The sequence below is a fragment of the Lysinibacillus odysseyi 34hs-1 = NBRC 100172 genome (assembly GCF_001591965.1).
Taxonomy (GTDB): Bacteria; Bacillota; Bacilli; order Bacillales_A; family Planococcaceae; genus Lysinibacillus_B; species Lysinibacillus_B odysseyi.
Genome location: NZ_BCVX01000008.1, coordinates 200,479 through 226,790, shown reverse-complemented (window position 1 = coordinate 226,790; position 26,312 = coordinate 200,479). Strand labels below are relative to the sequence as shown.

The following is a 26,312-nucleotide window of genomic DNA, read 5'->3' as shown; positions in this document are numbered from 1 at the left end:
CATGAGCGTAACATTCAAGGGCATCCCTTGTTCACAGGTGGGGCTTGAAGTCATGGACGTTGAGCGCCCCCTTTTTGGACCTTTTAGCGATTCTTTTATCAAACTACCAAAAGTTAGCGGCGACATTGTTATTGGTGATAAAACGGAGGGGGATCTCGAAGTCCGGATCCAGTTTCTGCTCGAGCCTCCTCCGGGCCAAAGCCATTACGATGCCTGCCGGGCACTGCGTACTTACTTCAAGTCAGACGACAAAGAAAAATTGATATTTGCAAAAGACTCCGGATGGGCATATATGGCTAAATTCGTATCAAGCGACAATATCGAAAGGATTGTGGAGGACGGAATCTTCTGGGCAACGTTCCGGTGCTCTCCCGATATGGTACCGGCATGAGCTACAGCATTAGAGTCCTAAATTCAGGAGCCTCGACCGAAGTAGGAAAACTACAGAATATTGTAGATGCTGAAGTGTATGAAGTCATCAATGATCAGTACACGGCAGACGTAGAAATAGCGGAAAATAAGTTTCCTCCCTTCTTGCAATACCCTAACCTTTTAGAAATCGAAGGGGATTACTTTATCATTGCCGGCATCGACAAGCAGCGTAACAACAGTAAGTCCATCAAGCTTAACCTAGAGCATATCAGTTATCTTTTAAATGATCCGTTTGCTGCTCCCTATGTTGTGGAGGGCGAAGAGGAAATCTATGAGGGTTCACCAGGAGACATCCTGCCCCGTGTATGGGGAATGGGTGTTTTCCAGCTTGTGGACTTGGCAGGAGGATATTATCAGTACCGGCCAAGTGCAAAAGGCGGGAGAAGCCGGATCAATGAGTTTGCCCGTCAAAATGGGCTGGAGGTGGAGTACAAGCAATTTTCCGTTATCATCCATCCTCAGCGCGGAGCAAATAAAGGACTGATTTTGGAAGTCGGAAAAAACATTGAATCCATCCAGCAGAAAATTGACTTGAATGATAATTTTGCACTTGAATATGCCCATGAGGTAGAAATCATCGATTTCAGCAAAATGACAGGCGCACAGAAGCGGGATATTGCCTCTGCAGAGCTTGGCGATACCGTGACAATGATTGATACGGATTTGGCCATTCACGCTGTTGAGCGTATTGTAGGAAAGCGATATAACCCTTTATTCAAAGAAATTCCACAGCTTGATGTAGGGCAAATCATCCGGGATTATGTTTCATACGAAGAAGAAAAAAAGGATGAAAAGGAAGAAGAGGATAAAGGCCACCTCGCTCAATTTAAAGTTGGGAAAATTGACTGCCTGGCATTGGAGGACAAGATCGATGCCAAAAGTGCCGTTTTGGATTACATCAAGGACACGTCCTTACAAGGCGTGATTCCTTCAGCAGATGTGGAACTAACGGAAAATCAAACCGGAGTATTTGCCTCTTTAAAATCGGATTACAGCAGTCACAAATTAACGGCCATCATTACCACGGAAACGGACAGCGGACTGACCACAAATTTTTATGAGCTGCCGAATCCTACCGTTAGCTCGCTTGTGCTGCCACAGAAAAATATTTCGGTCTCGGTCACTTTAGTCATTACAAAAGTGCCGTTTGCTGATCTGGTCAATGGTAAGGTTCCTATTGTAGAAGACGGAGAAAATGCAACCTTCATAGAAGCCTATGGTGTCCGTTTTTTAATTAATGACAATGCAGACGGTTTTTTGGAGCACTTTAAGGTCGGTACCGTGGACGCTTTAACCTTTGACGATATCGAATGTACAGATGCGGTAAAAGCGTATATCAAAGGGCAGAAACTACATCCTCATGCGCTATGGGAATATGAAACAGAAAAGTTAAAAGGGATTTACGCTTCTTTGAAAGAGCAATACAAAAATCATTATTTAACGTTTATCCACACGAAAATTGTGGCAAGTAAGACGACTACCGAAGTCCGGAAAATGCCTTTTGCCAATGCACGGATTATGGAGGTTCCCACGGCAAAAGACGACTCGGTGATTATGGTGATCACGAAAGAACCCTATGAAAGCCTTACGGCAGCCAATGTTGATAAATCGTTTATTAAAGCGTTCGGTATTCGATTTCAAATTGGAAAGCCGGGAAAGAGTTACTGGCTCTCTGAATTTCGTATTGGTGATGTGGACTGCTTGGCAATGGAAGGTGTACAAATCGAGTCTCCAAATTCGGCTGATATTCTTGCGGAAATTGAATACTCGAAGGAAGCTGAGTTTACTGGTTTATTCTTATCTTTAAAAGAAGAATATAAAGATGCGACGATTACCGTTAAAAATCAGTCGGGTGCATCCATCAATTACAATGCCCCTACTGTGCTGCCAAACGGAAATACTGCCATTATTGTGACGCTTACGAAAGGCCAAGAAAAGCAATATTATGGGGTTAAATTTAACTACACAAAGCAATACCGGGAAGATCAATACCGAATCGAATTTGCAACGTGCCCACTCTCAAACGATATGTCATATCAATTTGATAATGTTGATGGGTATGACGAGGTTAAATCTATTACAACCGGAGTAATTGGTGATACCGGATTATCCACTCCAATTATCCTAGTGGCAAAGGCGAAAGAAACAAATGCCAAGTATACCTCCGTTGAGATTAAAGCTAATTGGGGAGAAGGCGAGATGCCGGATGTGGAAGTTAGTATGCAAGCTATTTGCCTACTTAAAGGGACGGAAGAAGGTGCCGAAGATGTTTAGTGGAGGAGAGGGGACATTACAAAAACCTTATTTAATAAGCACCGTAGAAGATTTTTTGTTAATTAACGCCCATCTTTCCGCACACTTCCGACAGATAAAGGATATTGATTTTAGTGAGGATGAAATAGCACCGATAGGCACAGAAGAGGGCAATATATTTTCGGGTGTATATGATGGGGACAACTTCTTATTAAACAATGTAACCATTCGAGGCGTTGGTGACGGTACAGCTCTATTTGACCGATGTTCGAGAGCAATACTTAAAAATATACACTTAAATAACGCAAACGTATATCCTGTTCCCAATAATGGTAAGACACGTTCAGCCCTTTTATGTAATACGATAAATGAAGGTACTGTAATAGAAAACTGTCATGTACAAGGTGCCATATTGGACGTTTCCTCCAGTTCATACAGTAGTGCAGGTGGTGCAGGTATTGCCAATATAAGTGATCAGGATTGTGTAATTAAAAAATGTTCAGCCCATTTACAAATTTCACAGACGGGTTTTGCAGCAGGACTGGTTGTTTTCAATGGTGGGGAAATACATGACTCTTATGCTTTTCTAACAGTTGATGATGTGTACGAAATAGGTACGATTGTACACACAAACAATGAGTCGGGAAATGTATATAACTCATATACCGTATTATCATTTACAAGGGCACGATATATATATTTCCCGTGTATCAATCGCCGGGATGATTACGGATTCCATAATTCGTTTTTTGATTGTAATACACTTGGAGGGGACGATTGGGAACCGGGTAGATATTATTATGATGGTACCGACTTTGTGAAGGGTACAGACGGGAATCTTTATAAATGTATTCAAATGCAGAGCGATAAAGATTATTCCTATTGGGAGCCTGGTTGGACGCAGCCTCCTTCCTGGTGGCCACCACCAATGTATAGCGCAAGACCTATAGATGGTGTTGCTTACTCGCAGTATTGGGAGGCAATTGGCCCGACTAACACCGAGGGAGCAAGGACAACGATTCAGATGAAATCTAAAAATAATTATGAGGGTTGGGATTTTAATAGTATTTGGCAAATTAGTGAAGGTAAAAGCTACCCGACTTTTAAAAGACCTAAAGTCGTTAAATGCAACTCTATCCCCTTAACAAAATTAACCGTAAATTAAACCTTCTCATTACTACGAGAAGGTTTTTGCATTGAAAAGGAGATGTTTATATGGAAGAAAAATTAATCAGAGACGCATTAGGCAGTCCAGTACCGCAGCATTTTAACGAGGAGTTAGGCATGTTTACGGTCAATACGCTGGACGGCTCCACTGTTACAAACGGGGACATTGATTTTAGCCGGACGAAATTATTGCGTGATCAGCTGGGGAGCGTAATCCCTCAGGTGTGGGATAGTGTGAACCATAAGTGGGTTGTAATGACAACGCAACATATTGGGGGAGGCGGCGGAAACACCGGCACTGTATTGCTAGCTCAAGGTGAATACGACGCACTAACTGATACAGAAAAGAATAATGGTTCCTTCTACATCATTAAGGAGTGAGTTAATGAAGCAATATATTGTAGAGTTTAATAATATTTTGGATAATAAGCAAAAGCTAGAAGTGTTGAATGATGCGGGCGCTGAACATATCGGAAATGTATTTGCTAATTTTGAACTTGTGAAATGTAGCGATGAAGTAGCAAATGCATTAAAACAGCATGAGAAGATAATATCAGTAGAGGTAAACGGCCAAGCAGAAAAAAATGATACTGAATCTCCAGACTTTCCTATGCAGTTTATTAATACCGTTGCTAATGCGCATAATAAGGGCTATAAAGGGAATGGTGTAGTTGTCGCTGTCATTGACTCAGGTATAGATTATGAGCATGACGATTTACAATTTCCTATTTATAAGTGCGCTAGAATTCTAAACAGCGCAATAAAGAGTACTGGAGTGCTTGCCGATGTAAAGGATTTAGGTGGTCATGGTACAGCTGTAGCCTCTGTTATAGCAATGCAGGATAATGGTTTTGGTTATGTAGGGTCTGCACCTAATGCCAAAATGATTATTATAAAAGCAACAAATACAGATGATGGCGGCTCTATGGAGTACGCTGACATGGCTAAAAGTATTATATGGGCAGTAGATAACGGTGCACATGTAATAAATATAAGTTATTCGCAGCCCACTACCAATTCTGCTGTAGGAGCCGCTTGTCAATATGCCTATGATAAGAATGTAGTTGTAGTAGCAAGTGCAGGTAATAATGGCTATGACTTAACTTTTAGTGGTTCATTAACCTCGCAAGAAAATGTAAACCTCTGGAAAGATTACCCTGGCGTATTTGTTATTAGTGCCCTTAGAAAGAGAGAAAATTATAATGGAAAAATGCTTGCTGATATGCCTAGTGAGTATTACCAATATCCGTATAGATTAATTTATTTCAGTTCTAATACGAAGTACAGATTATTATTATCTGATAAGCCTATTTCAATGCGTCCCGCCACCAATGCAGAGTCTAAATTTAAACTTTTCTTGGAAGGTTATAACGCTATTCTTGAATATACGCCAAATATATCTAATAAATGGGAGGTATATAGATCACGCACATCTCAAGAGTATTCTCTTCACTTTGCAAATGATCCAACACCTACGTATCCAGATATTAAATTAAGTAACCATGATATTATAGATGCTCGTGATGGTAATAATAGTGTGTGGTTTGCATCCAACCTATTTGATGACTTTAAAGCCGCAGTAGTAGAACGATTTTATGATAGTTTACCGGATTATACGGATAGTCTTAAAAATATTTATAAGGCACCTTTCAGTTCATTCGGTCAGGGCATAGATTTTGCAGCGCCTGGTTACTTTAATTTAGCTGTTAAAGATACAAAAGACACTTATAGATATGGGAATGGTACATCTTACTCTGCACCTTATGTAGCTGGTATGCTTGCTTTGATAAAACAACGTTATCCTTCTTTAAGAGTAGATGACTTATACAAGCTATTGAAGGATAATGCACTTACAGTAGATAACGGGAATTCGAATTATTACGGCAACGGGTTGGCAACTATGCCCGATTTATCAAAGCAATTAGTAACGAAATTTTATTATAGAGGGCAGAAAATCAAACTTGCTGATTTTTTGACCATTTAGTAAACGCAGCATAAGCTAGCGTTATTTTTTATGTCTTCCACAGCTTGTGGAGGGCTATTTATATGACGAGGAGAGATAGGATGTCCCCATTAACACAAGCTGACGTGTCCCAAAAGATTTTAGACAGTATGCAAAGCCTGTCGATGGATAACGCGGAAATAAAGACTACCTTGAAGCATATAGACAACAAATTCGATAGAGTAAATGACGATATTAAAGACTTGAAAGACGGTGTGCTCAAAGCGTCTTCAGATGCTGAAATAGCAAAAGGTGATGCTCGATTACTAGATTCCAGAGTGACGGAGCTGGAGAAGGATAAAGATCGATTGTTCGATAAATTTCGAGAGCGCGATAAAAAATCAGACGCAGACCGGAAATGGTTAATAGGCACCGTGATTGCTGTATTCGCTTTAGTAATTTCTTTTGTATCGTTTTTAATTACTTATATCGTATAGGAGGATAAAGTATGAAAATCAACTGGAAAGTACGTCTACAACACAAACAATTTTGGGTGTATTTAATCGCCTTGCTAATCGTGCTGGCCAACCAAGTGGCCGGCATCTTTAATGTCGATATTACCATTTACAATGATCAGGTTACGGCAATCACGGAGACAGTATTGAGCATCCTGGCATTGCTAGGTATCATCATTGATCCAACGACTGCTGGCGCATCAGATAGCTACCAGGCCATGCGATATCAAAAGCCAAAGGAGTGATATAGATGGTAAGCATTACAGAAACCTGCAGAGATTTATCGGAGCTAACTGCAGCTGCACAATTAGCCTGCCGTCTTCTATTCCAAGAGTGTTATAAAGCTGGTATTACGGATATTTTTATAACAGAGACATATAGATCACAAGCGAGACAAAACTATTTGTACGAGCAGGAACACCCTCGTGTCACTTGGACAAAATCGAGTAACCATACATCGCGCCGAGCATGGGATATCGCGGTAGCTCCTCCCAAAAATCTGTATGACCTGAACATCTTGAAAAAGGTGGGTGCCATTGCTAAAAAGCTCGGTATCACATGGGGAGGGACCTGGCCGGCGAGCCAATATGATGCTCCTCATTTCGAGATTCCGGCAAACTGGCAATTACCAGCTGGCTACAAATTAGAGGGAACAATCATCGTACCATCAAACAGCAAGCTCCGAGTCCAGCTGATTGTAAGCGACAAAGGCCAAGCTATTGTAGGTGTTAACGATGGCAAACTATATCGGGTACAGTCTGGCACATTTAAAACACAAGCTCAAGCTAATGCAGCAAAGGCGGCTTTGGGTAAACACAATATCGCTAACCCTGATTATGTGCGAGTAGTGCAGGATGGATCTGCGTGGCGCTTTATCACTGGTACTTATCAGACGCTGCAAGTAGCAAACAATGCGATTACCGAAATGAAGCGCCTTGGTATCTTACAATATGCAGAGCCGGTTCCTTCATAATTGAGGCCGTGCCCGTGGAAAGCGTAGAGCCTGTAGCGGAAATCGACGATTTCTTAGTATGTATTGTAAAAAATAGAAAAAAGACTGAAGACAACTTCAAATTTCTTTGAGTTTGTCTACAGTCTGAAAAGAGCAGTGAATTCTGCTCTTTTATTTATTGAATAGGCTATGTTAAACAATATTGTGGTTGCTATCTTCATACTCTCGTATAATTCAAAATGTTAATTTTTTTTTGGTTGTGAATTCGAGACATTCTTTATAGGTTTTTGAAGCACGTCTACAATGGCTGTGATGATACTTGTTGCCAAGATGCCCATTAGACCTAGAGATATTGGACCTGCTGCATCATCACCTGTGAATTGAGCACGTACCCTTAAATAAACTATTGCTAACAAAATGAAGAAAATGACAGTAAAAGTGCATTTTTTTAGTACCTTCAAAGATTGAAGAGATGACTCAAAGAAAGCATTGTTCTTTTCGATATAGGTTAAAAGTTTAAATCCTTGATACAACGCCACAGAAAACGTAATGCATATTCCATATGCACATACCAAAAGTGGATATAGCGAATAATCACCTGGGCGCTCTATCGCATCTCTTCTGGCTGCTTCAGGTAAAAAATATATACACACGGCAAGCACTGCAATTCCAACCAGAAAAATAATGACCTTTAAGAAAGTGGTAGAACCACGTTTAACATTCATTTAAAACACCTCACTTATTTAATGACAATGTGATTTTAACATACGATTTATTGATTAACAATAAATTAATATTGTTTTTTATTATATTATTATTGTTATTTTAATATCCTTTTAATTTTAACAAAAGTAAAAAGCATTTCTCATTACAAAGAAATGCTCCAGAGTGAAGACAAAATGCATCGAGGGTCCGGCTCTCGATGCATTTTGTCATTTTTGCAGATAGTTGAATGTAACTTTCCGCTGAGTTTTGCTTTTGAATTGTCTCTACTAGACACCTTCCTCTCGTATTAAGTAGCTTGCCATGTCCCAGTGGCAAGTTTTTTCAAATTCATTGCAGCAAAAGTAAGCATCGCCTGCATGGACAATTTTTTAAGATCCCGTAGGGTTGTCCAACGCATACCATGCTTTTCTTTCGCATCAGCAAAGACACGCTCAATCGTTTCTTTACGCTTCGCATAGATTCCATTTACTTGTATGTGATGATGTAAATGTTCCCTGGACAACTAGCTCTAACCATACATCGCGCAGAGCATGGGATATCGCTGTCGCTCCACCAAAGCAACTGTATCATCTTAATATTCTTAAAAAGGTGGGTGCCATTGCCAAAAAGTTAGGTATTACATGGGGCGGTTACTGGCCGGCAAAAAACTACGATGCTCCCCACTTTGAGATCCCTGCAAACTGGCAGGCACCGGCTGGTTATAAATTAGAGGGTACGGTCATCATACCGTCTAACAGTAAGTTGCGTGTCCAGTTGATTGTAAGCGACAAAGGACAGGCCATTGTAGGTGTTAACGATGGCAAGCTTTATCGGATTCAATCCGGCACTTTTAAAACACAAGCTCAGGCCAATGCAGCAAAGGCGGCGCTGGGTAAACATAAAATTGCCAATCCTGATTATGTGCGAGTGGTACAGGATGGATCTGCTTGGCGATTTGTCACTGGTACTTATCAAACGCTGCAGGTGGCAAACAATGCAATCGCTGAAATGAAACGCCTTGGTATCTTACAATATGCAGAGCTGATTCCTTCATAACGTGAATCCCGTTACCTTTATCGGTAGCGGGGTTTTTTTATGCCCAAATTTAAATTTTAGAATGACGAAAAGGAAATTATTCTTTTACATAGAATTATCAAACAAAAGGAGGAGGGTAGTAAGTGTGTACAATAGCAGTAGTACGTTTTATGTACTTCAGCAGATTTGATATGGTTGAAAGGCCGGGCATGTTGGTATTAGAAGTTCCACACGATAGAAAATTAAAAGATGTCGAACTGTTGGAGATGGTACGACACAGGGGTTACAATGTGACGAGAATCATTAAAAACGAGGATGCGGAAACTGAATGGGTTATGCTAACAGAGGATATGTTTCATTAAAAACAAGCCTTCCACGGGTGAAAATGTGGAGGGCTTGTTTTTTGTTACCTTATAATTTTATATCCCTCGCTCGTAATTTTAGGACTTGCCAGCTTATCACCATTTGCATCTGAAATAATCGACATGTAAATTTTCGTTGGAGCAGCTAATTGTTCCATTTGGCGTCCAATCGTCGCGGCGACGCTTGCTTTTTCGCTTTCTGTCGATTTAGCCCAGCTCGCCTCATCTATGTAAACATGGACTGAAAATGTATCTGAATCTTTGATATCTAACATTTCGATTCGTTTTACAACCCCGTTAGTTGCAGCAATATAATCACCTGTATTCCCTTCAAATTCGCTAATTATATTGTTTATTTCAGCACGTTCCTCATCTGTTAACTGTTCTTCTTTGCCAGCGTTGTTGATGGCAACAATGATGATTATACAAAGCGCGATAAATAAAATCCCGAAGCACCCAAGACACCCCATCAAGCCTTTCTTTTGTTGCTTTGTAATTTCAGCAGCCATTCCCCATCCTCCTTTTATCTTATATTAATGAATTTTATTGGTAATTGTATATAACAAAAAAACAGACAACTTTTATTTGTCGTCTGTTAAGCGAAAGTAACGTGTCTACATGAATAGTCGTTTGGTTAATATTTGCTTTTATATTCAAAACCTATACGCTCGCCAAGTAAAGTTTCCTTAATCTCCTCTATATTCTCAAAAGGGCCTTTTCCAATTAAGTTTGCGAGTTTTTCTTTTATTATATTTTCTTGATCTTTTAGGTAATCACCTTTTTTCACTAATACATCCACGCCGGTATAATCAATTTCAAAAGGTTTGCTTTCATGCCCCACTGGATAAGTGCCTTTTATGATTAGCGTATAGGCATACTTGTTTTTAGGTTTCACATTTGAAATGTATAAATTGATATGCATTCAAACCCCTCCGTTAAATCTTCGTTCCGTCCTCTGTTATAAAGTTTATTTCCACCTTTGCATTGCAAGCAGCAGCGATATCTTCCAATTCCTTTTCGCTAAAATTATCACGTTTCAACTTATTGGATAAATTCGGTTGGGAAGTGCCGATTTTTTCTGCTAGCTCAGTGATGGTTAGGTCAGCTGCTACCATCAACATTTTAATTTTCTTCGCCATTGCCACGATTAATCACCTTCTTCGATTTGCTTCTTAATACTTATTGTACATGATTCATTAGGAAAAATAAATAATTCATAACTTTTTAGTGATAAAAACTTTACTTCATAATATTTATGTTATATATTATAACTACAAAGTAATAGTTAATAACGAAAGGCGGAATAAATATGGCATCCCAAACTCTACAATTACGCTATTTAATTCCTGAGTTTTACCCAGCAGCAACAGACTTTATCGTGGACGAAGTTGAAGAGCGAGTGTATTTCGAAAATGAAGGAAATGGCGAAATGCAGGCGCACATTGACCGTGAAAATGAATGGGTGGCCTTCTACTACAAACAAGGAGAAGACTGGCGCTGGGCAGATGGCGTTATATTTTGGGAAGCTGATGATGTGAACGGCGAACCGATTTTTAACATTTAAGAACTGAACAGGGAGTATCACCATTTGGTACTCTCGATTGAGTTTTTAAATATTACAAGGTAGGTGATTTTATGTCCATGAAATTTAACGGCAGCAGTAAACGTTTTCCGGCAGCAAAACATTTAACAACTGAGGAATACGTGCAGCTAATGGAAACGTATGCGGCACACAATCGCTCAATGGGATTGCAAATGAGGGATAAATATTCCGTCGGCAACATTGTAAAAATTAGACGGGGTCGAAACAGGGATTTACTTGTGTACTATGCAGACGGTGAGTGTTGGCATTATACGCGGGAGCTTACTTGGTATTAAAAATTCTTGAAGGAAAGTGAGGTGAGAACGATGGCGGCATTCGATTATTTGGAACAATACAGCACATTTGAAACAGTAGCAGCTATGGACGTGGCTGTAGAGCAGCATATTCAGCAGCATTATTTTGATTTGACAGAAAGTGAGCGCGCCATCGTTTTCATGCTCGCTTCACGTTCGCTCCTTCATCCAGGAGCATCCCACTTAAAAGCGGAAACGATTGCTGATCAAGTAGGCGTTTCCACTAAAACGGTTTATCGTAGCATTAAGAAATTGGCCGAGCTGGGTATCATCGAAAAGGTTCCTGGCACAAAGCTAAATGGTATCAAAGGTGCCAGCATTTATCGTATTCTCCCTTATGTCCCATCGGGAGTGTCCCAACGAGTGACAGCCCATAAAGCTAGCAGCAGCAAGGACCAAGCACCAAAATCTGAAAACCAACCATCTATTTCTTTTAATCAAAATCTTAAAGATCATAATACGTATGCTCCGCAAGCGTCTGCTGAAGAAAATGTGGATAACTTGTTAGTAACTAAAGAACAAACATCTTACCAACGAATGAAAACTTTCATTGCTAACTTTATCGATGATAAAAAGTTAACTTACAAAATATACGGCATTTGGTTAGCACAAACAAAGCGCTGCATCAATGTACCGGATATCGATATAGCTATTGATGCTATCAAATACACTATGCAGGCTGTCAAAACAAACCGGGTAAGATCCGTTACTGGCTACTTTAATAATACGCTGAGCAATCTTCTTGATAAGTATTACGAGAGATCCGTGGAAGACATATATACAGAAATGGAGAAATGCCAGGGGCCAGAGTGGCTGTTTTGGTAATAGGGCGCTGCGCTTATGCCCTTATAAAAATGGCGATTACACGCTTGTACAATTACACACTTTAAGGTTATTGGAATTTTAGCCATCCATACTGAAGGAAGGGGATAGGTCTGGAAAAAATCAGAAAGACTAGAAGTGATAAAAAATTTACGGTTCAAACGAGACTGACGCCAGCTGAAATGAAGATGTTTAATAAGTTCGCTTTGCATATTAAATGCAGGACAAAACTAGAGGCCGTTAACTATTGCATCGAAAAAGGATTGGAAGAGGGCCTGCGAACGTTTATAGATGATGAAGAAATCCATATGGTCAAGGCCAGGAAAGTCACTGATAAAGAGACCATTCTAATCAACGGCCGTATCAGTAACAATCACAATTATGTATTTAGATATCTACAGGCGGAATTTAATTTGAACCAGCGGCAGCTGCTGTACATTATAATAGGAAGAATCTCGGGTAGAAATGGGTTTGAAATAGGGTGATTTATTTTCTTTTATTGTTGATTACTTTGAATTTTAACCCCAATTTAACCCCATCGGCTATTTTGGGTATAAGAAAACACCCAGTCCGTATTCGGCCTGGGTGTCTATAAAATGTTGATGCATAAGCTTTCTTAATGGCAAAAGCCACGATGCCGCGACATTATAGAAAGTTTTAAACCACACTTCTCCAAGTGGGTGTTCGCATAAGCTTTCCTGTTTATCCCGAGGTCAAAGGAGCCCGGGCCCGCCATTTCAGCTTGGATATAAAACTCCCTGTTACTGTATAAAGGTTAAAACTTAATATTACACGTACAACGTAGCTTCAATTATTATTTTATAATAAACATTCAGCGTATGCAAGTAAGGGGCATTCGAGAAATTTGTCAAATAAAATGACAGGAATTTATCATAAAAACAATGGGTAAAATGTTTTTTTCTCCATACTAAATATATAAATATAATTTGGTACTTCTACGATTAGCAAGGAATTACTCAGTTGTTTTCACTTTCTCAACGGTAGCCTTCTCTCCGTATTCAATCGTTGTCCAATAAGCACGTGCAATATTTTCGGTATCATCTATTGTGTCAGAGATCGTGCTTTCTATATAGAGCTGCCTATATAATATTCCATCTAATGCTTCCTGTACTTCTTTTACATAATTAAAAAATTCCTTTCTGGAGGCAAAAGACTGTTGTATATATATATTAATATCCGCGCTTACGGGTAATTCGATGTTGGGTTTCCATTTAGTCCGAGAATCTACATATCCTAGTGGTACTTGCACATAGTAATATGCTTCACCATCTAATTTTGTCTCTTTTAATATTTTTTTGATATAAGCAGTTCCTTCTTCAGAAAAGGCATTGCTCATCCCTACATCTTCTGAATCATAGCGTAGAGAATTGTAAATGATTTGGTCCGGTTTTAGACCCTTCCCAATTTCAATAGAATAATTATATATTTTGTCGTTTTTTTCATTCACAATATAATAAAAATAATAACTCTGATCCTTGAAGTTATATCCACTCTCCTTGATAGAATAGTTATGTTCCGGATAGTATTTTTCCAAGTAATCTGTAGCATGATTTTTTGCGATTGCTTTAGAAATTGGATTGCCGTTAAAGCTTATATAGAAAAATAAAATATAGCCTGTAATAGCAAGGGCGATAATGAGGTAAATCCGTTTTTTCCATGTCATGATGTCTCCTCCTTTTCTGTAATTTTCTTTGTTAGCAGAGCGACGACAGCCCCCAATACGGCAAAGACAGTATGAATAATGCCCATTAACAAACTGCCGCCGAGAAGTGTACTGAATAAGCCAATGGCAGAATCATGATTTTCCAATGCTTGTGTATACCATTTTCCATAAGAACCATAGGAGGCGATGGTATCGTAAATAGACCAAATGCTAATTGGCACTATCGAAATAAGAAGTGTCAATATCCAGCTCCGGTAAAAGTAGAATGTCATAAAACCAAGCACAAAATAGCTTAGAATGAATTGAAAGCTATTAGCGAATATAGATGTACTCATAGCAAAAGCAAATGAGAGGAGTACAAGAAGCAGTTGATAAATAGCAAGTTTAGAAATAGCATTTTTCATCATAGTTGATGCAGTTTTTTTCGATTTTATTGATGTTACGGGAAACTGGGTAAGCGTCTCATTTGCCCGGGAACGGCAAGCATCACACTTAGAAAGATGTGTGTCCATCCATTCAACTGTTTCTTTATGTAGTAAATCCTCTTCATAGAGAGGAAGTAAATCTTCAACAATACGACAGTCATTCACTTTGATCCCTCATTTCCTTTAATAGCTTATTTTTTAGACGATGGAAGGTGACACGGGTATAGTTTTCGCTTTTGTCAATCAGCTCACCGATTTCCTTGAAGGATAAATCTCCGAAAATCCGCAGCAGGATAATTTCACTGGACTGGGAATCAAACTTTCGAATGGCCAGTAGGATTCTTTGTATGTCCTCTTTCATTTCAATTTGCTGCTCAAGGGTAAGCGTTTTGGGGAGAGGGCCACTCTCTAGTGTTTCAACCATCACCTTTTCATATTTTCTAGAACGATAATATTTCCTTAAAAGATTACGGGCAATGGCAAACATCCATGTAGACAGGCTGGAATGTCCTTTAAACTGGTGCAGGCTTTTACTTGCCTCATAGAAAACATCCTGTGTAAGATCTTCGGCTGTTGCAGTATTAGACGTTTTTAAATAGAAGTATGAAAATAGCTTTGGATGGATGTCCCGGTATACATGTTCTAGCTCTTCCATAATGCTGGCATCCCCCCTTCTCTTAGCAGAATATTCCTATCGTTTTAGAGTTGTTTCCTTCACAATTTTAACCCTTGAGAGAAGGATGGAACGTCCCTAATACATCATGCCATCCAAAAGAGTGCACTTAAAGAGAATGTTAGTGCAGGCTGGTTGTGTGTTAGGAAAACGGCTTGCCAATTTCTTTCTGAATGTATAAGTACAAATTGAATTCAGAAAAAATAATGCCGGGGCATGATTGATAGTTTCCTAACTTCTTAGTACCATCTTAATTCATTTCGTTACAAGTATGTGGAAAATAAAAAGTGCTGCCCCATTGGATATGAGCAGCACCTAGCAAAAAAAGCCTTCCATCCATCTGGAAAACTTTACGAGCAGTTATTTATTTTTTAAGATTTCTTCGGTTAAAGTTACAATATCGATTTGAGTATCTTCAGCCATAGCATCTGATAAAATTTCATGGCGGAAATAGTGGACACTGTTCGGGAGGGGAAGATCGAGTAATTTTGCGACCGCACTTTGATACATGATAACAAACTCTTTATCTGTATTGCCGCGCTTTAATTCAGCAAATGCTTCATAAAACTGATCCAGCTTGTCAGCAAATTCGAGTAAACGTCCTTCCAGTGTACTATCTTTACCTTCCTTCATCCGGTCGAAGAAAACGGCCTGGAATTCTGAAGGAATCTCCTCTTCAATAAATTTCTCCATCATCTTCTCTTCAACAATCGTCAGCATTTCCTTTAATTTCGGGCTTGCATGTTTAACCGGTGTTTTAATATCACCGATAAATACTTCGGCAAAGTCATGATTGATTGTTTTTTCATAAAGCGACTTCCAATTTACAGTTGCTCCGTGCATTTCTTCAATCGTAGCAAAAAACATGGCATACTGGGAAACCTTCCAGGAATGAGCAGCTACATTATGCTCCTCAAATTTAAAGCGTCCTGGTGCACGAATGATTCTCTCCAGGTCATTCAAGCTCGTAAAAAATGTATGAATACCGATAATACTCACTCCTTTTAACTGCATCGTACTATATTTATTCCCCAATTCAGCTGGAATTTACACGATTTTAAAAAAGATTAATAGGTACTTTATAATTTTACGTTTTATTTAAATTCAAATGGAAGAGAAGCCTAGTCTGGCCGAGTGAAGAAATCTCCTTTTATGTCTATCTGTCGGTGACTTGTCCTTTACAAAAATGAACAACAGGCTGCGCCCGGTAAAAGGTTTTTGCGCATTTCAGCTTTCGTATGGAAGTACGTATTCCAAATGTTCCGTTGCCGTGTTTGCTGCCGTTAAAAAGTGTGAACTAACATAAGTGAATTAACCTGTGTAAACGTGCTCCCTTAACCTATATATCATTTTTTCTCTCGGTTGCTTCAATGGGGTAAACATTACAAATTGTTGTTATTTACGTATGCTTTGTTAACGTTCTGTAATAGTATTTACCAGTTTAAAATACCTGAAACCTCGCTAATTCAAGATTTATCAGCGTTTATCCTTAAATAACCATGGTAGATATTCAAAAAAGAGGTAAAATGGTGAAACGTGAATGTAATGTAGGGAGTGCGTAGGCGTTATAATGCTGCAATGTTTTTTCTGTAAAGTTAGATTCAGAGTTTGCGAGTGACCCCCCGAAAGAACGGGTCGCAAAAATTTAACTGAACAGAGCAACGGAGGAAATGAAAGCTATGAAGAAAACATTCTTAACATTAGCAACAGCATTGACGGTAAGCGCAGGTGCATACGCAGCAGATACTGAAGCAGCTACACACACTGTTCAATCCGGGGAATCACTTTGGTCAATTTCACAACAATACAATACATCGGTTGATGAATTGAAGACATTAAACCATTTGAATTCCAATATAATTATTCCAAATCAACAATTGGAAGTTTCAGCTAAAGAAAATTCAACTTCAGGAAATGGTATTTATATCGTTCAACCTGGAGATACACTATTTAAAATCAGTAAAGCCTATGGCGTAACAGTCGATCAACTATTGGCTTGGAACAATATATCAACACCTAATTTAATATATGCTGGAGATACAATTACTGTATCAGCAGGGGCATCTCCATCCCAGCCAAAGCAAGAAGTACAGCAAGGGACGCAGGAAGTGGCCGGCGAAGAAATCCAGACAATGACGATGACAGCAACAGCCTATACAGCCTACTGTAATGGCTGCTCAGGAGTAACAGCGAATGGTACGGATTTACGAGCCAATCCAAATGTAAAGGTCATCGCGGTAGACCCAAGCGTCATTCCTTTAGGGACACGCGTGTGGGTTGAAGGCTACGGAGAAGCAGTAGCAGCCGATACAGGCACGGCGATTAAAGGCAATAGAATAGATGTATTCATCCCTTCGAAAGAAGGAGCTCTTGCCTGGGGACGTAAATCTGTAAAAGTTACGATTTTAAAATAATATTCAATCAAACCATCTTTCTGTTAAAAAGGAAGGTGGTTTTTATATTTCTTTTTCATAATCAAATTTATATTAAAAATTAATATAAAGCATATATTATTCAATGTAAGCGTTTGCTTTGCATAAGCTTATCAACCTATATAAAATAATAAATTCTCGTATACACATTGTTTTTCTGCCAAATAAAGCTTTTAACTATATAAAGATTTTTCGATATTGTTTGACAATTGTATAATAATCTATGTAAAATAGACCCATATTTTAGTTTTTGAGGGGGATATATACAATGAAAAAGAGTAAGCTTTTGCTATTCATGCTTGTAAGCGCATTTATCTTGATCTTAGCAGCATGCGGCGGGGATGACTCATCTGATGGCAATACATCAGACGGAGGCGATAAGGCCTCTGATGGGGAAAAAGATTACGGTGTAAAATACTTAAGTATCTTAACAGGTGGTACGCAAGGTACATACTACCCATTAGGTGGTACATTTGCAGACCTGATTAGTACTGAGACGGGTGTGAAAACGACTGCTGAGGTTTCTCAGGCATCAGCGGCTAACATGACAGCTTTACAAAATGAAGAAGGCGAAATTGCATTTGTGCAGACCGACATCGCATATTATGCAACAGAAGGAACGGAGATGTTCGAAGGGCAGCCGATTGATACAGTTTCAGCTTTAGGTGCTCTATATCCTGAAACGATTCAACTTGTGACACTGGCTGACTCAGGCATTACATCATATGAAGACCTAAAGGGTAAAAAAGTATCTGTAGGTGCTCCTGGGTCTGGTACTTATGCAAACGCTGAGCAGCTATTAGAAATTCATGGTTTGTCAATTGAAGATGATATTGTTGCCCAAAACCTTGACTTTGGTGAATCAACTGATGGTCTGGCGTCAGGACAAATTGATGCTGCCTTCATTACAGCCGGTTATCCAACTGGCGCTGTAGAAGCATTAAATGCTACAAACTCTGTTAATATCATTCCTGTTTCTGCTGAAAAGGCAGAGGAACTGATTGCAAAATATCCATACTATGCAACAGATACAATTCCATCCGGCACATACGGTTTGGCAGAAGATGTACCTGCAGTATCAGTTCTTGCAATGCTAGCTGTTAAGAAAGATCTTTCAGAAGACTTAGTATATGCAATGACAAAAGCAATCTACGATAACACAGATAAAATCAGCCATGCAAAAGGTTCATTAATCAAAGCAGAAACTGGGTTAGACGGCATTGGGATTGAAGTACATCCAGGTGCTCAAAAATATTTTGATGAAGTAAATAACTAAACGTAATGAGCTCTGTTGCACATTGCTTCAGAGCTCTTTTCCTATGAGAAGGTTGAATAAGATGAAAAAATTGCTCGTATTCTTAACAATAGCCATTGCTATCGTTTTTTTGTTTATCCCTATATTTCCAGTATTTAGCTTTACGGAAACCCGGATAGATCACCCTAGAACGTATTATGCAACTGTAGAAGAAGAGCCGTATTTTCAAATTACTTTTACCCACTCTATCCATCTATCCAATGTAGTAGAAACATATAAAGTATCATCTACATATGAAATTGTACCATTCTCTATGAGTTATTCAGATGTAGCGGTTGGTATGCCTGGCTATGCGGAAGAAGGTCAAACGCTGATTTATGAGGATGGAATTTATACATTGTATTATGAGAAAACGGTGTTGCCTAACTTCACCTTATACATTGGTGATGTTGACTATCCCTTACACTTTGTATACAAGGGAAAAACATATGATTTAAAGGAAAACTTACAACGGGGTAAATCTTATTTAGTTGAAATAAAAAAAATATCATTCTATGAAAAAATGAAAGGAGTCGAGTTACATGGCGGATAATAAAGATATTAAAAACGAGAAGTTCCAGCAGTTATCAGAAGCTGAACAGCAGGCTCTGCTTGAAAAGTATGACATTGAATCGAATACACGAAATGTCACGGGCATTTTCCGCTGGATTATTTATTTTGGGTTGTTAGCGTTTGCGTTATTTCAGCTTTATACAGTTATATTTGGGGTCTTTCCAGCACAAATTCAACGTACCGTCCACTTAGGGTTCGGCCTGACATTCATTTTCCTGTTATTTCCGGCTCGACGAAAAGCCCGAAAGGATAAAATTCCGTTTTATGATGTTATTTTAGCGATACTTGCAATAATTGTAGGCTCTTATTGGACGATTAACTACGAAAGACTAGTTAAAATGGTCGGTCAATTGGAAACAACGGATTTCTATATCGGTGTTTTAGCGGTACTGCTCGTACTTGAAGCAGCTAGACGTGCTGTAGGTTTGCCGATTACGATTATCGCAGCATTATTCCTTGTGTACGCATTTTACGGACAATATATGCCTGATTTCATCGCTCACCGGGGACAAAGCATTGAAAGCCTTGCCAATCTGATGTTCTTCTCGACAGACGGAATTTTAGGTACGCCGATCAGCGTATCCGCCACATTTATTTTTGTTTTCTTGTTATTCGGAGCATTTCTCGTAAAAACAGGGGTCGGTCAATATTTTAATGATTTGGCCGTATCAATAGCAGGGAAGCTGGTTGGCGGCCCTGCTAAAGTAGCAGTTTTCTCTTCTGCACTGCAAGGGACTATCTCAGGATCCTCCGTTGCAAACGTAGTAACATCGGGTTCTTATACAATTCCTATGATGAAAAAACTTGGATATAAGAAAGAGTTTGCCGGGGCGGTAGAAGCGGCAGCCTCTACAGGCGGACAGCTGATGCCGCCGATTATGGGTGCTGCAGCATTCCTGATGGTAGAGTTCATCGGGCGGGGCGTCACATATTGGGATATTGCAAAGGCAGCTGCTATTCCAGCGTTGCTTTATTTCACTGGTATTTGGATTATGACGCACTTTGAAGCAAAACGGTTAGGTCTAAAAGGACTTTCTGATGAAGAGATGCCGGATCGTAAGGAAGTATTAAAGAAGATTTACTTATTGATCCCTATTTTATTAATTATTGTTCTCATGTTAGTCGGTGTTCCAGTTATGCATGCTGCACTTTATGGAATCCTAGCTTGTATTCTAGCAGGTATGGTCAACAAGGAGACACGTTTAGGACCGCTGGAGATGATTGATGCATTAGTAGAAGGCGCTCGTACTGCACTTGGGGTAGTAGCGGCAACTGCCTGTGCAGGAATTATTGTAGGGGTAGTTGTAAAAACAGGTCTCGGTCTATCGTTAGCGAATAGCTTAGTACAGCTTGCTGGAGGCAGCATTATATTAACATTATTCTTAGTTATGATAGCTTCATTGATTTTAGGGATGGGAGCACCAACAACTGCAAACTATGTTATTACGTCAACAATTGCTGCTCCTGCTATCATTGCTCTTCTTGCACCGAATACACCAAGTGATTTAGTGCCTGTTGTAGTAGTTATGTCAGCTCACTTCTTTGTTTTCTACTTTGGTATTATTGCTGATATAACACCACCGGTTGCGCTTGCAGCCTTTGCGGCATCGGGGATATCGGGTGGTGACCCGATCAAGACGGGTGTGAATTCTTCGAAGCTCGCAATAGCGGCGTTTATCATTCCATATATGATTATCTTTTCGCCAGCCCTGCTTATGATTGATGTAACTGTAATGCAGATTATCTGGGTAACATTCACCGCAATCATGGGTATGCTTGCGATTGGATCAGGAGTCATTGGCTACTGGTACCGCAAGTTAATGTGGTTTGAGCGGATTATTTTAATCGCAGCAGGTCTTGCGATGATTTATCCGGAATCTATTTCAGATATTACAGGGCTGATTGTCTTTGGTATTATGTTTGGAATTCAAGTTATAGGTGATAAAAAAGGAAAAGGTACAAAAACGGTTACTTCCTAAAAAGCAGCTGGCTTATGCATTGCATAAGCCGGCATTTTTTGTTTAGATGGTCAAAAAGGAGGTAGACTATGGATATTATTATTGCCTGTAATAAGCAGCTCCCGTTACGTTATTATTCAAACGAGGGAGTATGGATTAGAAGAGGCACCCATTTTTCTGATCGCAGACTTCCTTTTTTTGTAGAGGTAGAGGTTGGGCAGCAATTGGAGTGTCTGCATGACTATATTGCGGAAATTGAAAGCCAGTATAAAACATTTGAACTGGAGGTAATTGTGAGAAACAAAGCGCTCAAAAGCGCTGTGGAAGCGTTATTGTCATATGGTACTCTTGAAGACGGAAGGATTTATATAGTGAAATAATATCAAGAAGAGATATGTTTTATATATATTATGCATAAAGTGTATAAAGAACTTGCATTCCAGTATAACGCCCTGTATAGTATAATTATTAGAAAATTCAAACTATAAGGGGTGTATGATATGGCTGATTTATTACCGTCACGTTTTGAGACATATTTACTTGATGAGGAAGTGGAAAAGGAAACAGAGACTTCTGATTTAGAGAAACGAGAGGAATATTTGCCGCTAGAACAACCACAATATCCACAAGGCTTCTTTTCAAGCTTGTAAGGGTCGGCGCCAGCCGGCTTTTTTTGATGCCTGAATTTATAAAAGCGCTAAAAAAGATATTTTTTTGCATTTGCCTACTTGAACGATCAATAAGGTCATATTCCTTTCAGTAAGCCTTTAGGAAGCCAAATATACATATAATTTTATTCTCTAACAGGACTTTTTATAAGCAAATAGGCAAGTTGCGCTAAACTTTCAAAAATAGTTATGTATAATATAGAAAGTGAATTCAAAAAATTTGAGGTGCTGATAATGAAGCAAGTAGCGTCAGAGACGGACATAATTTTAGAATGGTTTGACCACTTCCACAAATATCCGGAAGTGAGCTGGAAAGAATTTAATACAACGAAGAAAATTGCCTCTATACTTGATGAAATGAAGGTGCCTTATAAACTGTTTGATGATGTGACAGGCCTTGTCGCGGAAATCGGGTCAGGGGAAGAGGTAATTGCCGTACGTGCCGATATTGATGCATTATGGCAGGAAGTGAATGGCGTCATGCAGGCAAATCATTCATGTGGACATGATGCAAATATCACGATGGTTTTAGGTGCTTTAATGAAATTGAAGGATATGCAGCTGAAAAGTCGTGTACGGTTTATTTTCCAACCTGCTGAAGAAACGGGAGGCGGTGCACTCTCTATGATCGCACGGGATGTACTAAAAGATGTGTCATATTTATATGGCGTACATTTACGCCCTTCAGAGGAGCTGCCGCTTGGAAAGGTAGCGCCGGCGATACATCACGGGGCCGCAGTATTCTTAGAGGGTACTGTGCAGGGAATAGATGCGCACGGGGCTCGTCCACACCAAGGAAAGAATGCAGTAGATGTGCTTTTTGCTATCCAGCAAATGCTGCAAAATCTTCATATTAACCCATCAGAGGTTTGTTCTGCCAAGCTGACGAAAATAGTGGCAGATGGAGGCAGCATCAATATCATCCCCGGAAAAGCAACTTTTTCTATCGATGTAAGAGCGCAAAAGAATGAAGTGATAAAAGAACTGCAAAAACGTATTGAAAAAGGATTTGGCCATATTGCCTCTATGTTTGATGTAGATGTTCAATGGGAGTGGCTTGATTTAACACCGGGAGCGGAGGTATCCGAGGAGGCGGCAAAAATTGCGGAGCTTTCCATTATCGAGGCATGTGGCTTGGATTATCTGGCACCGGCCGTTATTACCCCAGGCAGTGATGATTTTCATTACTATACGGTTAAACAGCCTGCATTAAAAGCGGCCATGATCGGCATCGGAGCCAATTTGGTACCGGGTCTTCACCATCCGAATATGACATTTGACAAAGAAGCATTACAGATAGGAATAGACGTATTGACGGCTACATTAAAAAACGCAGCAAGAGGAAAAACGGAATGAAAATTAAACAAGTAGAAATCTTTGCAATTGATTTACCATTAATTGAGCCATTTATTGTAAGTTATGATACGTATCCTTCTATGCCGTCAATCATTGTTAAAATGACGACAGAGTGTGGCCTTGTAGGCTGGGGAGAATCAGTACCTGATGATCATGTAACAGGTGAGACGCTGGAAGGCACATATGCTGTATTGAAGCATCGGCTTGCTCCAAGAATAATTGGGCAAAACCCGATGGAATTTGAAAAGATTCATGAGCTGATGGACAGCCTGGTGAAAAATGCACCTGCTGCAAAGGCAGCAATCGATATTGCCTGTTTTGATGTGACAGGAAAGAAGCTGGATGTACCGGTTTATCAGCTGATTGGCGGCCGCTATCATGATAAATTCCCGATTACGCATGTACTGAGCATTGGTGAGCCGGAAAAAATGGCTGCCCAGGCCGCTGAAAAAGCTGCAGAGGGTTACCGTTCATTCAAAATGAAGGTTGGCCGTGATGTAGCTGGGGACGTAGCAAGAATTCAGGCTGTACGTGCCCGTGTCGGCGAAGATATTGCCATTCGAGTAGATGTAAATCAAGGCTGGAAAAACAGCGGTAATACACTTCAGGCTTTAAGTCAGCTTCAGTCAGCAGGGCTTGACTGGCTGGAGCAGCCGGTTGCTGCAGATGATATTGATGCAATGGTGGAAATTAAATCAAAAACGACCGTACCTGTTATGATTGATGAAGGACTTTGCGGGATGCGGGAAATGCGGGAAATTATCGCAAAAAGGGCAGCTGATAAAGTGAATATTAAGCTGATGAAGTGTGGAGGAATTTACCGGGCGATGCAGCTTGCTGCTATGGCAGAAATGGCGGGAATGGAATGCCAAATCGGCTCCATGCTGGAATCTTCCGTTGGATCTGCGGCTGGCTTCCACGTAGCCTTTTCAAAAAAAGTCATGACGAGTGTGGAACTGACAGGGCCATTAAAATTCTCAAAAGATATCGGCAATTTGCGTGAGAGTTACCGCATTCCGTTCATTGAACTTGGTACTGGTGCCGGCTTAGGCGTAGAAATTGATGAATCGGTGTTGAGCGAGCTGACACAATATTCGGATGTGGTACGTTAATGTTTACTCACCGATTATTAAAAGAAATAGATCTTCGAGCTATTCAAGCACTGCAGCAGGAGGTGTGTGATGCGCTTGAAGATCCAAATATCCTGCAACCGCTGAGTGAAGAAGAACTCAAGCATATTTTACAGGGGAGCGGTGTCATGCTTGGTGTGTTTGTAGATGAGCGGCTTGTGGCATTTCGCGCGCTATTGAAACCCAAAGCTGACGAGGAGGAACATCTTGGTCAAGATGTCGGAGCAGTTGACCTTTCAAGAGTACTTTATCAGGAAATCTCGAATGTTCACCCTAGATTCCGGGGACAGGGCCTGCAAAAGCTGATGGCTGGTTGGGTTATGGAGGAAGTGAATGTAACACATATTGACTGGGTCTGTGCAACGGTCATGCCCTATAACATTGCCAGCTTGAAGGATAAGTTTGCACAAGGAATGTATGTATACGCGCTTAAATTCAAATATGGCGGTAAATTGCGTTATGTGTTCGGCAAAAACTTACATGCCGATCATCAGCTTGGCGACGAGCAGGTAGCTATATCGATGGGAGATACTAAAGGACAGCAGCAGCTATTAGCGGAAGGCTTTGTTGGGACGTCGATGGAATCTGCTGAAGGTGATTGGATAGTAGTATATAGAAGATGATGAAAAGGCGATTCTCAATTTTAGAGAATCGCCTTTTTGTAGAAAAAACATTTAAGCTTTACGAAATGTTATTTAACCGGGCAGAAACCGCAGGCCATAAGACCGGGAACATCCTTTGACAAGCAGCAGCTTTTTCGGACAGGAATATTAATGAGCTGTGAAGGATTCAATCCACCTGTATATGACTTGAACAGGGACTTCTGTGAGAAGGTACTCCATACTTTTTCGTTTTCTAAGATTTCCAGGTCTTCGAAGGCCCGATCTGCAAGTGCTGGATTTTCAAGCAGCATATGATAGTGCCACAGCATGTAGCCAAAAATATTCTCCCATAGTGTTAAGGGGGAGATGGTCGTTGTCTTTCTTAATTGCTGAATAATTTCATAACATTGCTTATAAAGAATGTTTGTGATAACACGCTCTCGTTCATCGTCCTCTACATAGCGAAAATCTGTTGCTGTAATAAAGGTACCGAATGTACGCATACCATATTCCTCAACCACAGCGAAACGAATATCCTTAAAATTGCCATCCCATACTTCATCATAAGCAGCCAGCATATAAAACTGCATCGCTATAAACATCCCGTAACGCCGGCCAAAATGGGATACGGCAGCTGCCTCTGTGGCGGCTCCGGTAACACCCATTAGCAGGTTGCGAAAATCGGTCAGATAAAAGTCCTTTTGTATGTTTGCCAGTGTGAAGAGGGGCTTTGACGGCTCCTCCGTATAAATGCTATATGAATTCAATTGGCGTATTTGATCATAGGAAAGTGCAGGCATACTGATCACCTTTCAAAAATAGTTATGTATATATTGTAACATTTCCTTCTATACAAAACGTAGTAAATGAATTAAAATATATAAAACTCATAAGAAAGGTTGGTTTTAGATATGCGACAACGACCCGTATCTATTCCACGCCCATTGGTAAGAACAAATCAGTGGACAATTTTTTTATCTGTGGTCATTACATGGATAACAGGGCAATATTGGATTTTACTCATTCCTTTTATTGCTAATCTGCTTGGTTTTATGATTGGCTTCAATCCGGTTATAAGGATAGCGAAGCTTTTTTTAAAAAAGGATGTAAAAGACTATATTCCTGAGGATGCAGTGCAGCAACGCTTTAATTCCAGCATTGCAACATGCTGCCTAGGTGGAGGGCTGGTCGGATTTGCTGCTGGTTTTCCGGTAGTTGGCTATATATTTACTGTTATGGTGGCGATTGCATCATTTATCGCTATTTTAGGTTTTTGTGTAGGCTGCTTTATCCATTTTCAATGGAATCAGTACGTATATAGAAAAAAGCAAAGAAGTACACTAAAAGAAAATTGAAAAAATTATTAAAAAATGTATTGACGAAACAAATGATAACGATTATCATTATCATATACAAAGTATCACTTGCAAAACAGT

At 39.8% G+C, this 26,312-nt stretch carries 33 protein-coding genes, 1 other RNA gene and 1 pseudogene; 24 read left to right on the top strand and 11 right to left on the bottom strand.

All coding sequences use genetic code 11. The features are described from left to right. Position 1 precedes the first annotated feature (1 nt). The 8 genes from BOD01S_RS14620 (at position 2) to BOD01S_RS14585 (ending at position 7,282) form a co-directional block, all read left to right on the top strand. On the top strand, positions 2 to 391 hold the full coding sequence (locus BOD01S_RS14620) for a phage tail family protein (RefSeq protein WP_036150476.1): 390 nt from the start codon (positions 2 to 4) through the stop codon (positions 389 to 391). Beyond that, positions 388 to 2,706, top strand: coding sequence for a hypothetical protein (locus BOD01S_RS14615; RefSeq protein WP_036150474.1), 2,319 nt, complete (start codon positions 388 to 390; stop codon positions 2,704 to 2,706). The genes BOD01S_RS14620 and BOD01S_RS14615 overlap by 4 nt, the downstream gene beginning before the upstream one ends. After that, positions 2,639 to 3,850 (top strand): M26 family metallopeptidase, encoded by a 1,212-nt coding sequence (locus BOD01S_RS14610; RefSeq protein WP_143815074.1) that lies wholly within the window; start codon positions 2,639 to 2,641, stop codon positions 3,848 to 3,850. Before BOD01S_RS14615 ends, BOD01S_RS14610 begins: the two co-directional genes overlap by 68 nt. A 50-nt stretch (positions 3,851 to 3,900) precedes the next feature. Further along, complete coding sequence (locus BOD01S_RS14605; protein WP_036150472.1) at positions 3,901 to 4,233, top strand: hypothetical protein; 333 nt, start codon at positions 3,901 to 3,903, stop codon at positions 4,231 to 4,233. A 4-nt stretch (positions 4,234 to 4,237) separates the two neighbouring features. Beyond that, positions 4,238 to 5,836, top strand: a complete 1,599-nt coding sequence (locus tag BOD01S_RS14600; protein ID WP_052124681.1) for a S8 family peptidase — start codon at positions 4,238 to 4,240, stop codon at positions 5,834 to 5,836. A gap of 62 nt (positions 5,837 to 5,898) precedes the next feature. Next, positions 5,899 to 6,291, top strand: coding sequence for a hypothetical protein (locus tag BOD01S_RS14595; protein WP_036150471.1), 393 nt, complete (start codon positions 5,899 to 5,901; stop codon positions 6,289 to 6,291). 11 nt (positions 6,292 to 6,302) lie between these two features. Next, positions 6,303 to 6,554 (top strand): phage holin, encoded by a 252-nt coding sequence (locus tag BOD01S_RS14590; RefSeq protein ID WP_036150470.1) that lies wholly within the window; start codon positions 6,303 to 6,305, stop codon positions 6,552 to 6,554. A gap of 5 nt (positions 6,555 to 6,559) precedes the next feature. Then, complete coding sequence (locus tag BOD01S_RS14585; RefSeq protein ID WP_036150469.1) at positions 6,560 to 7,282, top strand: M15 family metallopeptidase; 723 nt, start codon at positions 6,560 to 6,562, stop codon at positions 7,280 to 7,282. Between the two features lie 221 nt (positions 7,283 to 7,503). Here BOD01S_RS14585 and BOD01S_RS14580 read toward each other — a convergent pair whose 3' ends face one another. Then, on the bottom strand, positions 7,504 to 7,986 hold the full coding sequence (locus tag BOD01S_RS14580; protein WP_036150468.1) for a DUF2975 domain-containing protein: 483 nt from the start codon (positions 7,984 to 7,986) through the stop codon (positions 7,504 to 7,506). Between the two features lie 287 nt (positions 7,987 to 8,273). Then, positions 8,274 to 8,450: pseudogene (locus BOD01S_RS14575) on the bottom strand (transposase); the annotation flags it as partial. Here BOD01S_RS14575 and BOD01S_RS14570 point away from each other — a divergent pair. Together BOD01S_RS14570 and BOD01S_RS14565 are read left to right on the top strand one after the other, a co-directional pair. Continuing rightward, complete coding sequence (locus BOD01S_RS14570) at positions 8,372 to 9,022, top strand: M15 family metallopeptidase (protein ID WP_081977860.1); 651 nt, start codon at positions 8,372 to 8,374, stop codon at positions 9,020 to 9,022. The pseudogene BOD01S_RS14575 and the gene BOD01S_RS14570 sit on opposite strands and share 79 nt — an antisense overlap. A 122-nt stretch (positions 9,023 to 9,144) precedes the next feature. After that, positions 9,145 to 9,363, top strand: a complete 219-nt coding sequence (locus BOD01S_RS14565; protein ID WP_036150466.1) for a hypothetical protein — start codon at positions 9,145 to 9,147, stop codon at positions 9,361 to 9,363. 44 nt (positions 9,364 to 9,407) lie between these two features. Here BOD01S_RS14565 and BOD01S_RS14560 read toward each other — a convergent pair whose 3' ends face one another. The 3 genes from BOD01S_RS14560 to BOD01S_RS14550 form a co-directional block, all read right to left on the bottom strand. Next, the gene (locus BOD01S_RS14560; RefSeq protein WP_036150463.1) at positions 9,408 to 9,872 is read right to left on the bottom strand and encodes a hypothetical protein; all 465 of its coding nucleotides are present in this window, start codon (positions 9,870 to 9,872) and stop codon (positions 9,408 to 9,410) included. A gap of 125 nt (positions 9,873 to 9,997) precedes the next feature. Continuing rightward, positions 9,998 to 10,285: a hypothetical protein gene (locus BOD01S_RS14555; protein ID WP_036150460.1), complete on the bottom strand. Its 288-nt coding sequence runs from the start codon at positions 10,283 to 10,285 to the stop codon at positions 9,998 to 10,000. Between the two features lie 13 nt (positions 10,286 to 10,298). Next, the gene (locus BOD01S_RS14550) at positions 10,299 to 10,502 is read right to left on the bottom strand and encodes a helix-turn-helix domain-containing protein (RefSeq protein WP_036150538.1); all 204 of its coding nucleotides are present in this window, start codon (positions 10,500 to 10,502) and stop codon (positions 10,299 to 10,301) included. A 170-nt stretch (positions 10,503 to 10,672) separates the two neighbouring features. Here BOD01S_RS14550 and BOD01S_RS14545 point away from each other — a divergent pair, with 170 nt between their 5' ends. The 4 genes from BOD01S_RS14545 (at position 10,673) to BOD01S_RS14530 (ending at position 12,566) form a co-directional block, all read left to right on the top strand. After that, complete coding sequence (locus BOD01S_RS14545; RefSeq protein ID WP_036150458.1) at positions 10,673 to 10,927, top strand: hypothetical protein; 255 nt, start codon at positions 10,673 to 10,675, stop codon at positions 10,925 to 10,927. Positions 10,928 to 10,998: 71 nt separating this feature from the next. Then, positions 10,999 to 11,241, top strand: coding sequence for a hypothetical protein (locus BOD01S_RS14540; RefSeq protein WP_036150457.1), 243 nt, complete (start codon positions 10,999 to 11,001; stop codon positions 11,239 to 11,241). A gap of 30 nt (positions 11,242 to 11,271) precedes the next feature. Then, positions 11,272 to 12,084, top strand: coding sequence for a helix-turn-helix domain-containing protein (locus tag BOD01S_RS22650; RefSeq protein WP_081977859.1), 813 nt, complete (start codon positions 11,272 to 11,274; stop codon positions 12,082 to 12,084). A gap of 185 nt (positions 12,085 to 12,269) precedes the next feature. Beyond that, positions 12,270 to 12,566 (top strand): hypothetical protein, encoded by a 297-nt coding sequence (locus BOD01S_RS14530; RefSeq protein WP_088321778.1) that lies wholly within the window; start codon positions 12,270 to 12,272, stop codon positions 12,564 to 12,566. A 137-nt stretch (positions 12,567 to 12,703) separates the two neighbouring features. On the opposite strand, the gene ssrS is transcribed toward BOD01S_RS14530, so the two are convergent. The 5 genes from ssrS to BOD01S_RS14505 form a co-directional block, all read right to left on the bottom strand. After that, a non-coding RNA gene (gene ssrS / locus BOD01S_RS14525) (6S RNA) lies at positions 12,704 to 12,892 on the bottom strand. Positions 12,893 to 13,054: 162 nt separating this feature from the next. Continuing rightward, positions 13,055 to 13,765, bottom strand: a complete 711-nt coding sequence (locus BOD01S_RS14520; RefSeq protein WP_036153486.1) for a YfjL-like protein — start codon at positions 13,763 to 13,765, stop codon at positions 13,055 to 13,057. Then, the gene (locus tag BOD01S_RS14515) at positions 13,762 to 14,355 is read right to left on the bottom strand and encodes a zf-HC2 domain-containing protein (RefSeq protein WP_036153483.1); all 594 of its coding nucleotides are present in this window, start codon (positions 14,353 to 14,355) and stop codon (positions 13,762 to 13,764) included. The genes BOD01S_RS14520 and BOD01S_RS14515 overlap by 4 nt, the downstream gene beginning before the upstream one ends. Beyond that, a complete protein-coding gene (locus tag BOD01S_RS14510; protein WP_036153481.1) occupies positions 14,348 to 14,845 on the bottom strand; it encodes an RNA polymerase sigma factor in 498 nt (165 codons plus the stop codon). Before BOD01S_RS14510 ends, BOD01S_RS14515 begins: the two co-directional genes overlap by 8 nt. A gap of 378 nt (positions 14,846 to 15,223) precedes the next feature. Continuing rightward, the gene (locus tag BOD01S_RS14505; RefSeq protein ID WP_233153150.1) at positions 15,224 to 15,877 is read right to left on the bottom strand and encodes a YfbR-like 5'-deoxynucleotidase; all 654 of its coding nucleotides are present in this window, start codon (positions 15,875 to 15,877) and stop codon (positions 15,224 to 15,226) included. 665 nt (positions 15,878 to 16,542) lie between these two features. Between BOD01S_RS14505 and BOD01S_RS14500 the strand changes: the two genes are divergently transcribed. The 9 genes from BOD01S_RS14500 (at position 16,543) to BOD01S_RS14465 (ending at position 24,897) form a co-directional block, all read left to right on the top strand. Then, complete coding sequence (locus tag BOD01S_RS14500) at positions 16,543 to 17,277, top strand: 3D domain-containing protein (protein WP_036153478.1); 735 nt, start codon at positions 16,543 to 16,545, stop codon at positions 17,275 to 17,277. 286 nt (positions 17,278 to 17,563) lie between these two features. After that, positions 17,564 to 18,571: a TAXI family TRAP transporter solute-binding subunit gene (locus BOD01S_RS14495; RefSeq protein ID WP_036153476.1), complete on the top strand. Its 1,008-nt coding sequence runs from the start codon at positions 17,564 to 17,566 to the stop codon at positions 18,569 to 18,571. A 61-nt stretch (positions 18,572 to 18,632) separates the two neighbouring features. Continuing rightward, entirely contained in the window at positions 18,633 to 19,142 is a 510-nt protein-coding gene (locus BOD01S_RS14490; RefSeq protein WP_036153474.1) for a DUF1850 domain-containing protein, read from the top strand. After that, positions 19,132 to 21,141 carry a TRAP transporter permease gene (locus tag BOD01S_RS14485; RefSeq protein ID WP_036153471.1) on the top strand — a complete coding sequence of 670 codons (2,010 nt, stop codon included), beginning with the start codon at positions 19,132 to 19,134 and terminating at the stop codon, positions 21,139 to 21,141. Before BOD01S_RS14490 ends, BOD01S_RS14485 begins: the two co-directional genes overlap by 11 nt. Positions 21,142 to 21,209: 68 nt before the next feature. Beyond that, the gene (locus tag BOD01S_RS14480) at positions 21,210 to 21,500 is read left to right on the top strand and encodes a hypothetical protein (RefSeq protein WP_052124787.1); all 291 of its coding nucleotides are present in this window, start codon (positions 21,210 to 21,212) and stop codon (positions 21,498 to 21,500) included. Positions 21,501 to 21,620: 120 nt separating this feature from the next. Further along, on the top strand, positions 21,621 to 21,770 hold the full coding sequence (locus BOD01S_RS23385) for a hypothetical protein (RefSeq protein ID WP_169745606.1): 150 nt from the start codon (positions 21,621 to 21,623) through the stop codon (positions 21,768 to 21,770). Positions 21,771 to 22,022: 252 nt separating this feature from the next. Continuing rightward, on the top strand, positions 22,023 to 23,144 hold the full coding sequence (locus BOD01S_RS14475) for an amidohydrolase (protein WP_036153469.1): 1,122 nt from the start codon (positions 22,023 to 22,025) through the stop codon (positions 23,142 to 23,144). Beyond that, positions 23,141 to 24,256: a mandelate racemase/muconate lactonizing enzyme family protein gene (locus BOD01S_RS14470; RefSeq protein WP_036153467.1), complete on the top strand. Its 1,116-nt coding sequence runs from the start codon at positions 23,141 to 23,143 to the stop codon at positions 24,254 to 24,256. Before BOD01S_RS14475 ends, BOD01S_RS14470 begins: the two co-directional genes overlap by 4 nt. Continuing rightward, a complete protein-coding gene (locus BOD01S_RS14465) occupies positions 24,256 to 24,897 on the top strand; it encodes a GNAT family N-acetyltransferase (RefSeq protein WP_036153465.1) in 642 nt (213 codons plus the stop codon). Before BOD01S_RS14470 ends, BOD01S_RS14465 begins: the two co-directional genes overlap by 1 nt. A gap of 68 nt (positions 24,898 to 24,965) precedes the next feature. Here the strand turns inward: BOD01S_RS14465 and BOD01S_RS14460 are convergent, their stop codons facing one another. Further along, the gene (locus BOD01S_RS14460) at positions 24,966 to 25,676 is read right to left on the bottom strand and encodes an IucA/IucC family C-terminal-domain containing protein (protein WP_036153463.1); all 711 of its coding nucleotides are present in this window, start codon (positions 25,674 to 25,676) and stop codon (positions 24,966 to 24,968) included. 111 nt (positions 25,677 to 25,787) lie between these two features. On the opposite strand from BOD01S_RS14460, the gene BOD01S_RS14455 reads away from it, so the two are divergent. Next, positions 25,788 to 26,231: a DUF4395 domain-containing protein gene (locus tag BOD01S_RS14455; RefSeq protein WP_036153459.1), complete on the top strand. Its 444-nt coding sequence runs from the start codon at positions 25,788 to 25,790 to the stop codon at positions 26,229 to 26,231. Positions 26,232 to 26,312 lie beyond the last annotated feature (81 nt).

What these genes read in the sequence shown, in the direction of transcription:
- BOD01S_RS14460 (WP_036153463.1), bottom strand. Translation starts at nt 25,676, where the DNA reads ATGCCTGCACTTTCCTATGATCAAATACGCCAATTGAATTCATATAGC.
- BOD01S_RS14600 (WP_052124681.1), top strand. Translation starts at nt 4,238, where the DNA reads ATGAAGCAATATATTGTAGAGTTTAATAATATTTTGGATAATAAGCAA.
- BOD01S_RS14555 (WP_036150460.1), bottom strand. Translation starts at nt 10,285, where the DNA reads ATGCATATCAATTTATACATTTCAAATGTGAAACCTAAAAACAAGTAT.
- BOD01S_RS14585 (WP_036150469.1), top strand. Translation starts at nt 6,560, where the DNA reads ATGGTAAGCATTACAGAAACCTGCAGAGATTTATCGGAGCTAACTGCA.
- BOD01S_RS14480 (WP_052124787.1), top strand. Translation starts at nt 21,210, where the DNA reads ATGGATATTATTATTGCCTGTAATAAGCAGCTCCCGTTACGTTATTAT.
- BOD01S_RS23385 (WP_169745606.1), top strand. Translation starts at nt 21,621, where the DNA reads ATGGCTGATTTATTACCGTCACGTTTTGAGACATATTTACTTGATGAG.
- BOD01S_RS14500 (WP_036153478.1), top strand. Translation starts at nt 16,543, where the DNA reads ATGAAGAAAACATTCTTAACATTAGCAACAGCATTGACGGTAAGCGCA.
- BOD01S_RS14465 (WP_036153465.1), top strand. Translation starts at nt 24,256, where the DNA reads ATGTTTACTCACCGATTATTAAAAGAAATAGATCTTCGAGCTATTCAA.
- BOD01S_RS14485 (WP_036153471.1), top strand. Translation starts at nt 19,132, where the DNA reads ATGGCGGATAATAAAGATATTAAAAACGAGAAGTTCCAGCAGTTATCA.
- BOD01S_RS14560 (WP_036150463.1), bottom strand. Translation starts at nt 9,872, where the DNA reads ATGGCTGCTGAAATTACAAAGCAACAAAAGAAAGGCTTGATGGGGTGT.
- BOD01S_RS14455 (WP_036153459.1), top strand. Translation starts at nt 25,788, where the DNA reads ATGCGACAACGACCCGTATCTATTCCACGCCCATTGGTAAGAACAAAT.
- BOD01S_RS14530 (WP_088321778.1), top strand. Translation starts at nt 12,270, where the DNA reads ATGTTTAATAAGTTCGCTTTGCATATTAAATGCAGGACAAAACTAGAG.
- BOD01S_RS14475 (WP_036153469.1), top strand. Translation starts at nt 22,023, where the DNA reads ATGAAGCAAGTAGCGTCAGAGACGGACATAATTTTAGAATGGTTTGAC.
- BOD01S_RS14520 (WP_036153486.1), bottom strand. Translation starts at nt 13,765, where the DNA reads ATGACATGGAAAAAACGGATTTACCTCATTATCGCCCTTGCTATTACA.
- BOD01S_RS14590 (WP_036150470.1), top strand. Translation starts at nt 6,303, where the DNA reads ATGAAAATCAACTGGAAAGTACGTCTACAACACAAACAATTTTGGGTG.
- BOD01S_RS14605 (WP_036150472.1), top strand. Translation starts at nt 3,901, where the DNA reads ATGGAAGAAAAATTAATCAGAGACGCATTAGGCAGTCCAGTACCGCAG.
- BOD01S_RS14615 (WP_036150474.1), top strand. Translation starts at nt 388, where the DNA reads ATGAGCTACAGCATTAGAGTCCTAAATTCAGGAGCCTCGACCGAAGTA.
- BOD01S_RS14470 (WP_036153467.1), top strand. Translation starts at nt 23,141, where the DNA reads ATGAAAATTAAACAAGTAGAAATCTTTGCAATTGATTTACCATTAATT.
- BOD01S_RS14495 (WP_036153476.1), top strand. Translation starts at nt 17,564, where the DNA reads ATGAAAAAGAGTAAGCTTTTGCTATTCATGCTTGTAAGCGCATTTATC.
- BOD01S_RS14490 (WP_036153474.1), top strand. Translation starts at nt 18,633, where the DNA reads ATGAAAAAATTGCTCGTATTCTTAACAATAGCCATTGCTATCGTTTTT.
- BOD01S_RS22650 (WP_081977859.1), top strand. Translation starts at nt 11,272, where the DNA reads ATGGCGGCATTCGATTATTTGGAACAATACAGCACATTTGAAACAGTA.
- BOD01S_RS14580 (WP_036150468.1), bottom strand. Translation starts at nt 7,986, where the DNA reads ATGAATGTTAAACGTGGTTCTACCACTTTCTTAAAGGTCATTATTTTT.
- BOD01S_RS14595 (WP_036150471.1), top strand. Translation starts at nt 5,899, where the DNA reads ATGACGAGGAGAGATAGGATGTCCCCATTAACACAAGCTGACGTGTCC.
- BOD01S_RS14550 (WP_036150538.1), bottom strand. Translation starts at nt 10,502, where the DNA reads ATGGCGAAGAAAATTAAAATGTTGATGGTAGCAGCTGACCTAACCATC.
- BOD01S_RS14505 (WP_233153150.1), bottom strand. Translation starts at nt 15,877, where the DNA reads ATGCAGTTAAAAGGAGTGAGTATTATCGGTATTCATACATTTTTTACG.
- BOD01S_RS14610 (WP_143815074.1), top strand. Translation starts at nt 2,639, where the DNA reads ATGTGGAAGTTAGTATGCAAGCTATTTGCCTACTTAAAGGGACGGAAG.
- BOD01S_RS14545 (WP_036150458.1), top strand. Translation starts at nt 10,673, where the DNA reads ATGGCATCCCAAACTCTACAATTACGCTATTTAATTCCTGAGTTTTAC.
- BOD01S_RS14510 (WP_036153481.1), bottom strand. Translation starts at nt 14,845, where the DNA reads ATGGAAGAGCTAGAACATGTATACCGGGACATCCATCCAAAGCTATTT.
- BOD01S_RS14540 (WP_036150457.1), top strand. Translation starts at nt 10,999, where the DNA reads ATGTCCATGAAATTTAACGGCAGCAGTAAACGTTTTCCGGCAGCAAAA.
- BOD01S_RS14620 (WP_036150476.1), top strand. Translation starts at nt 2, where the DNA reads ATGAGCGTAACATTCAAGGGCATCCCTTGTTCACAGGTGGGGCTTGAA.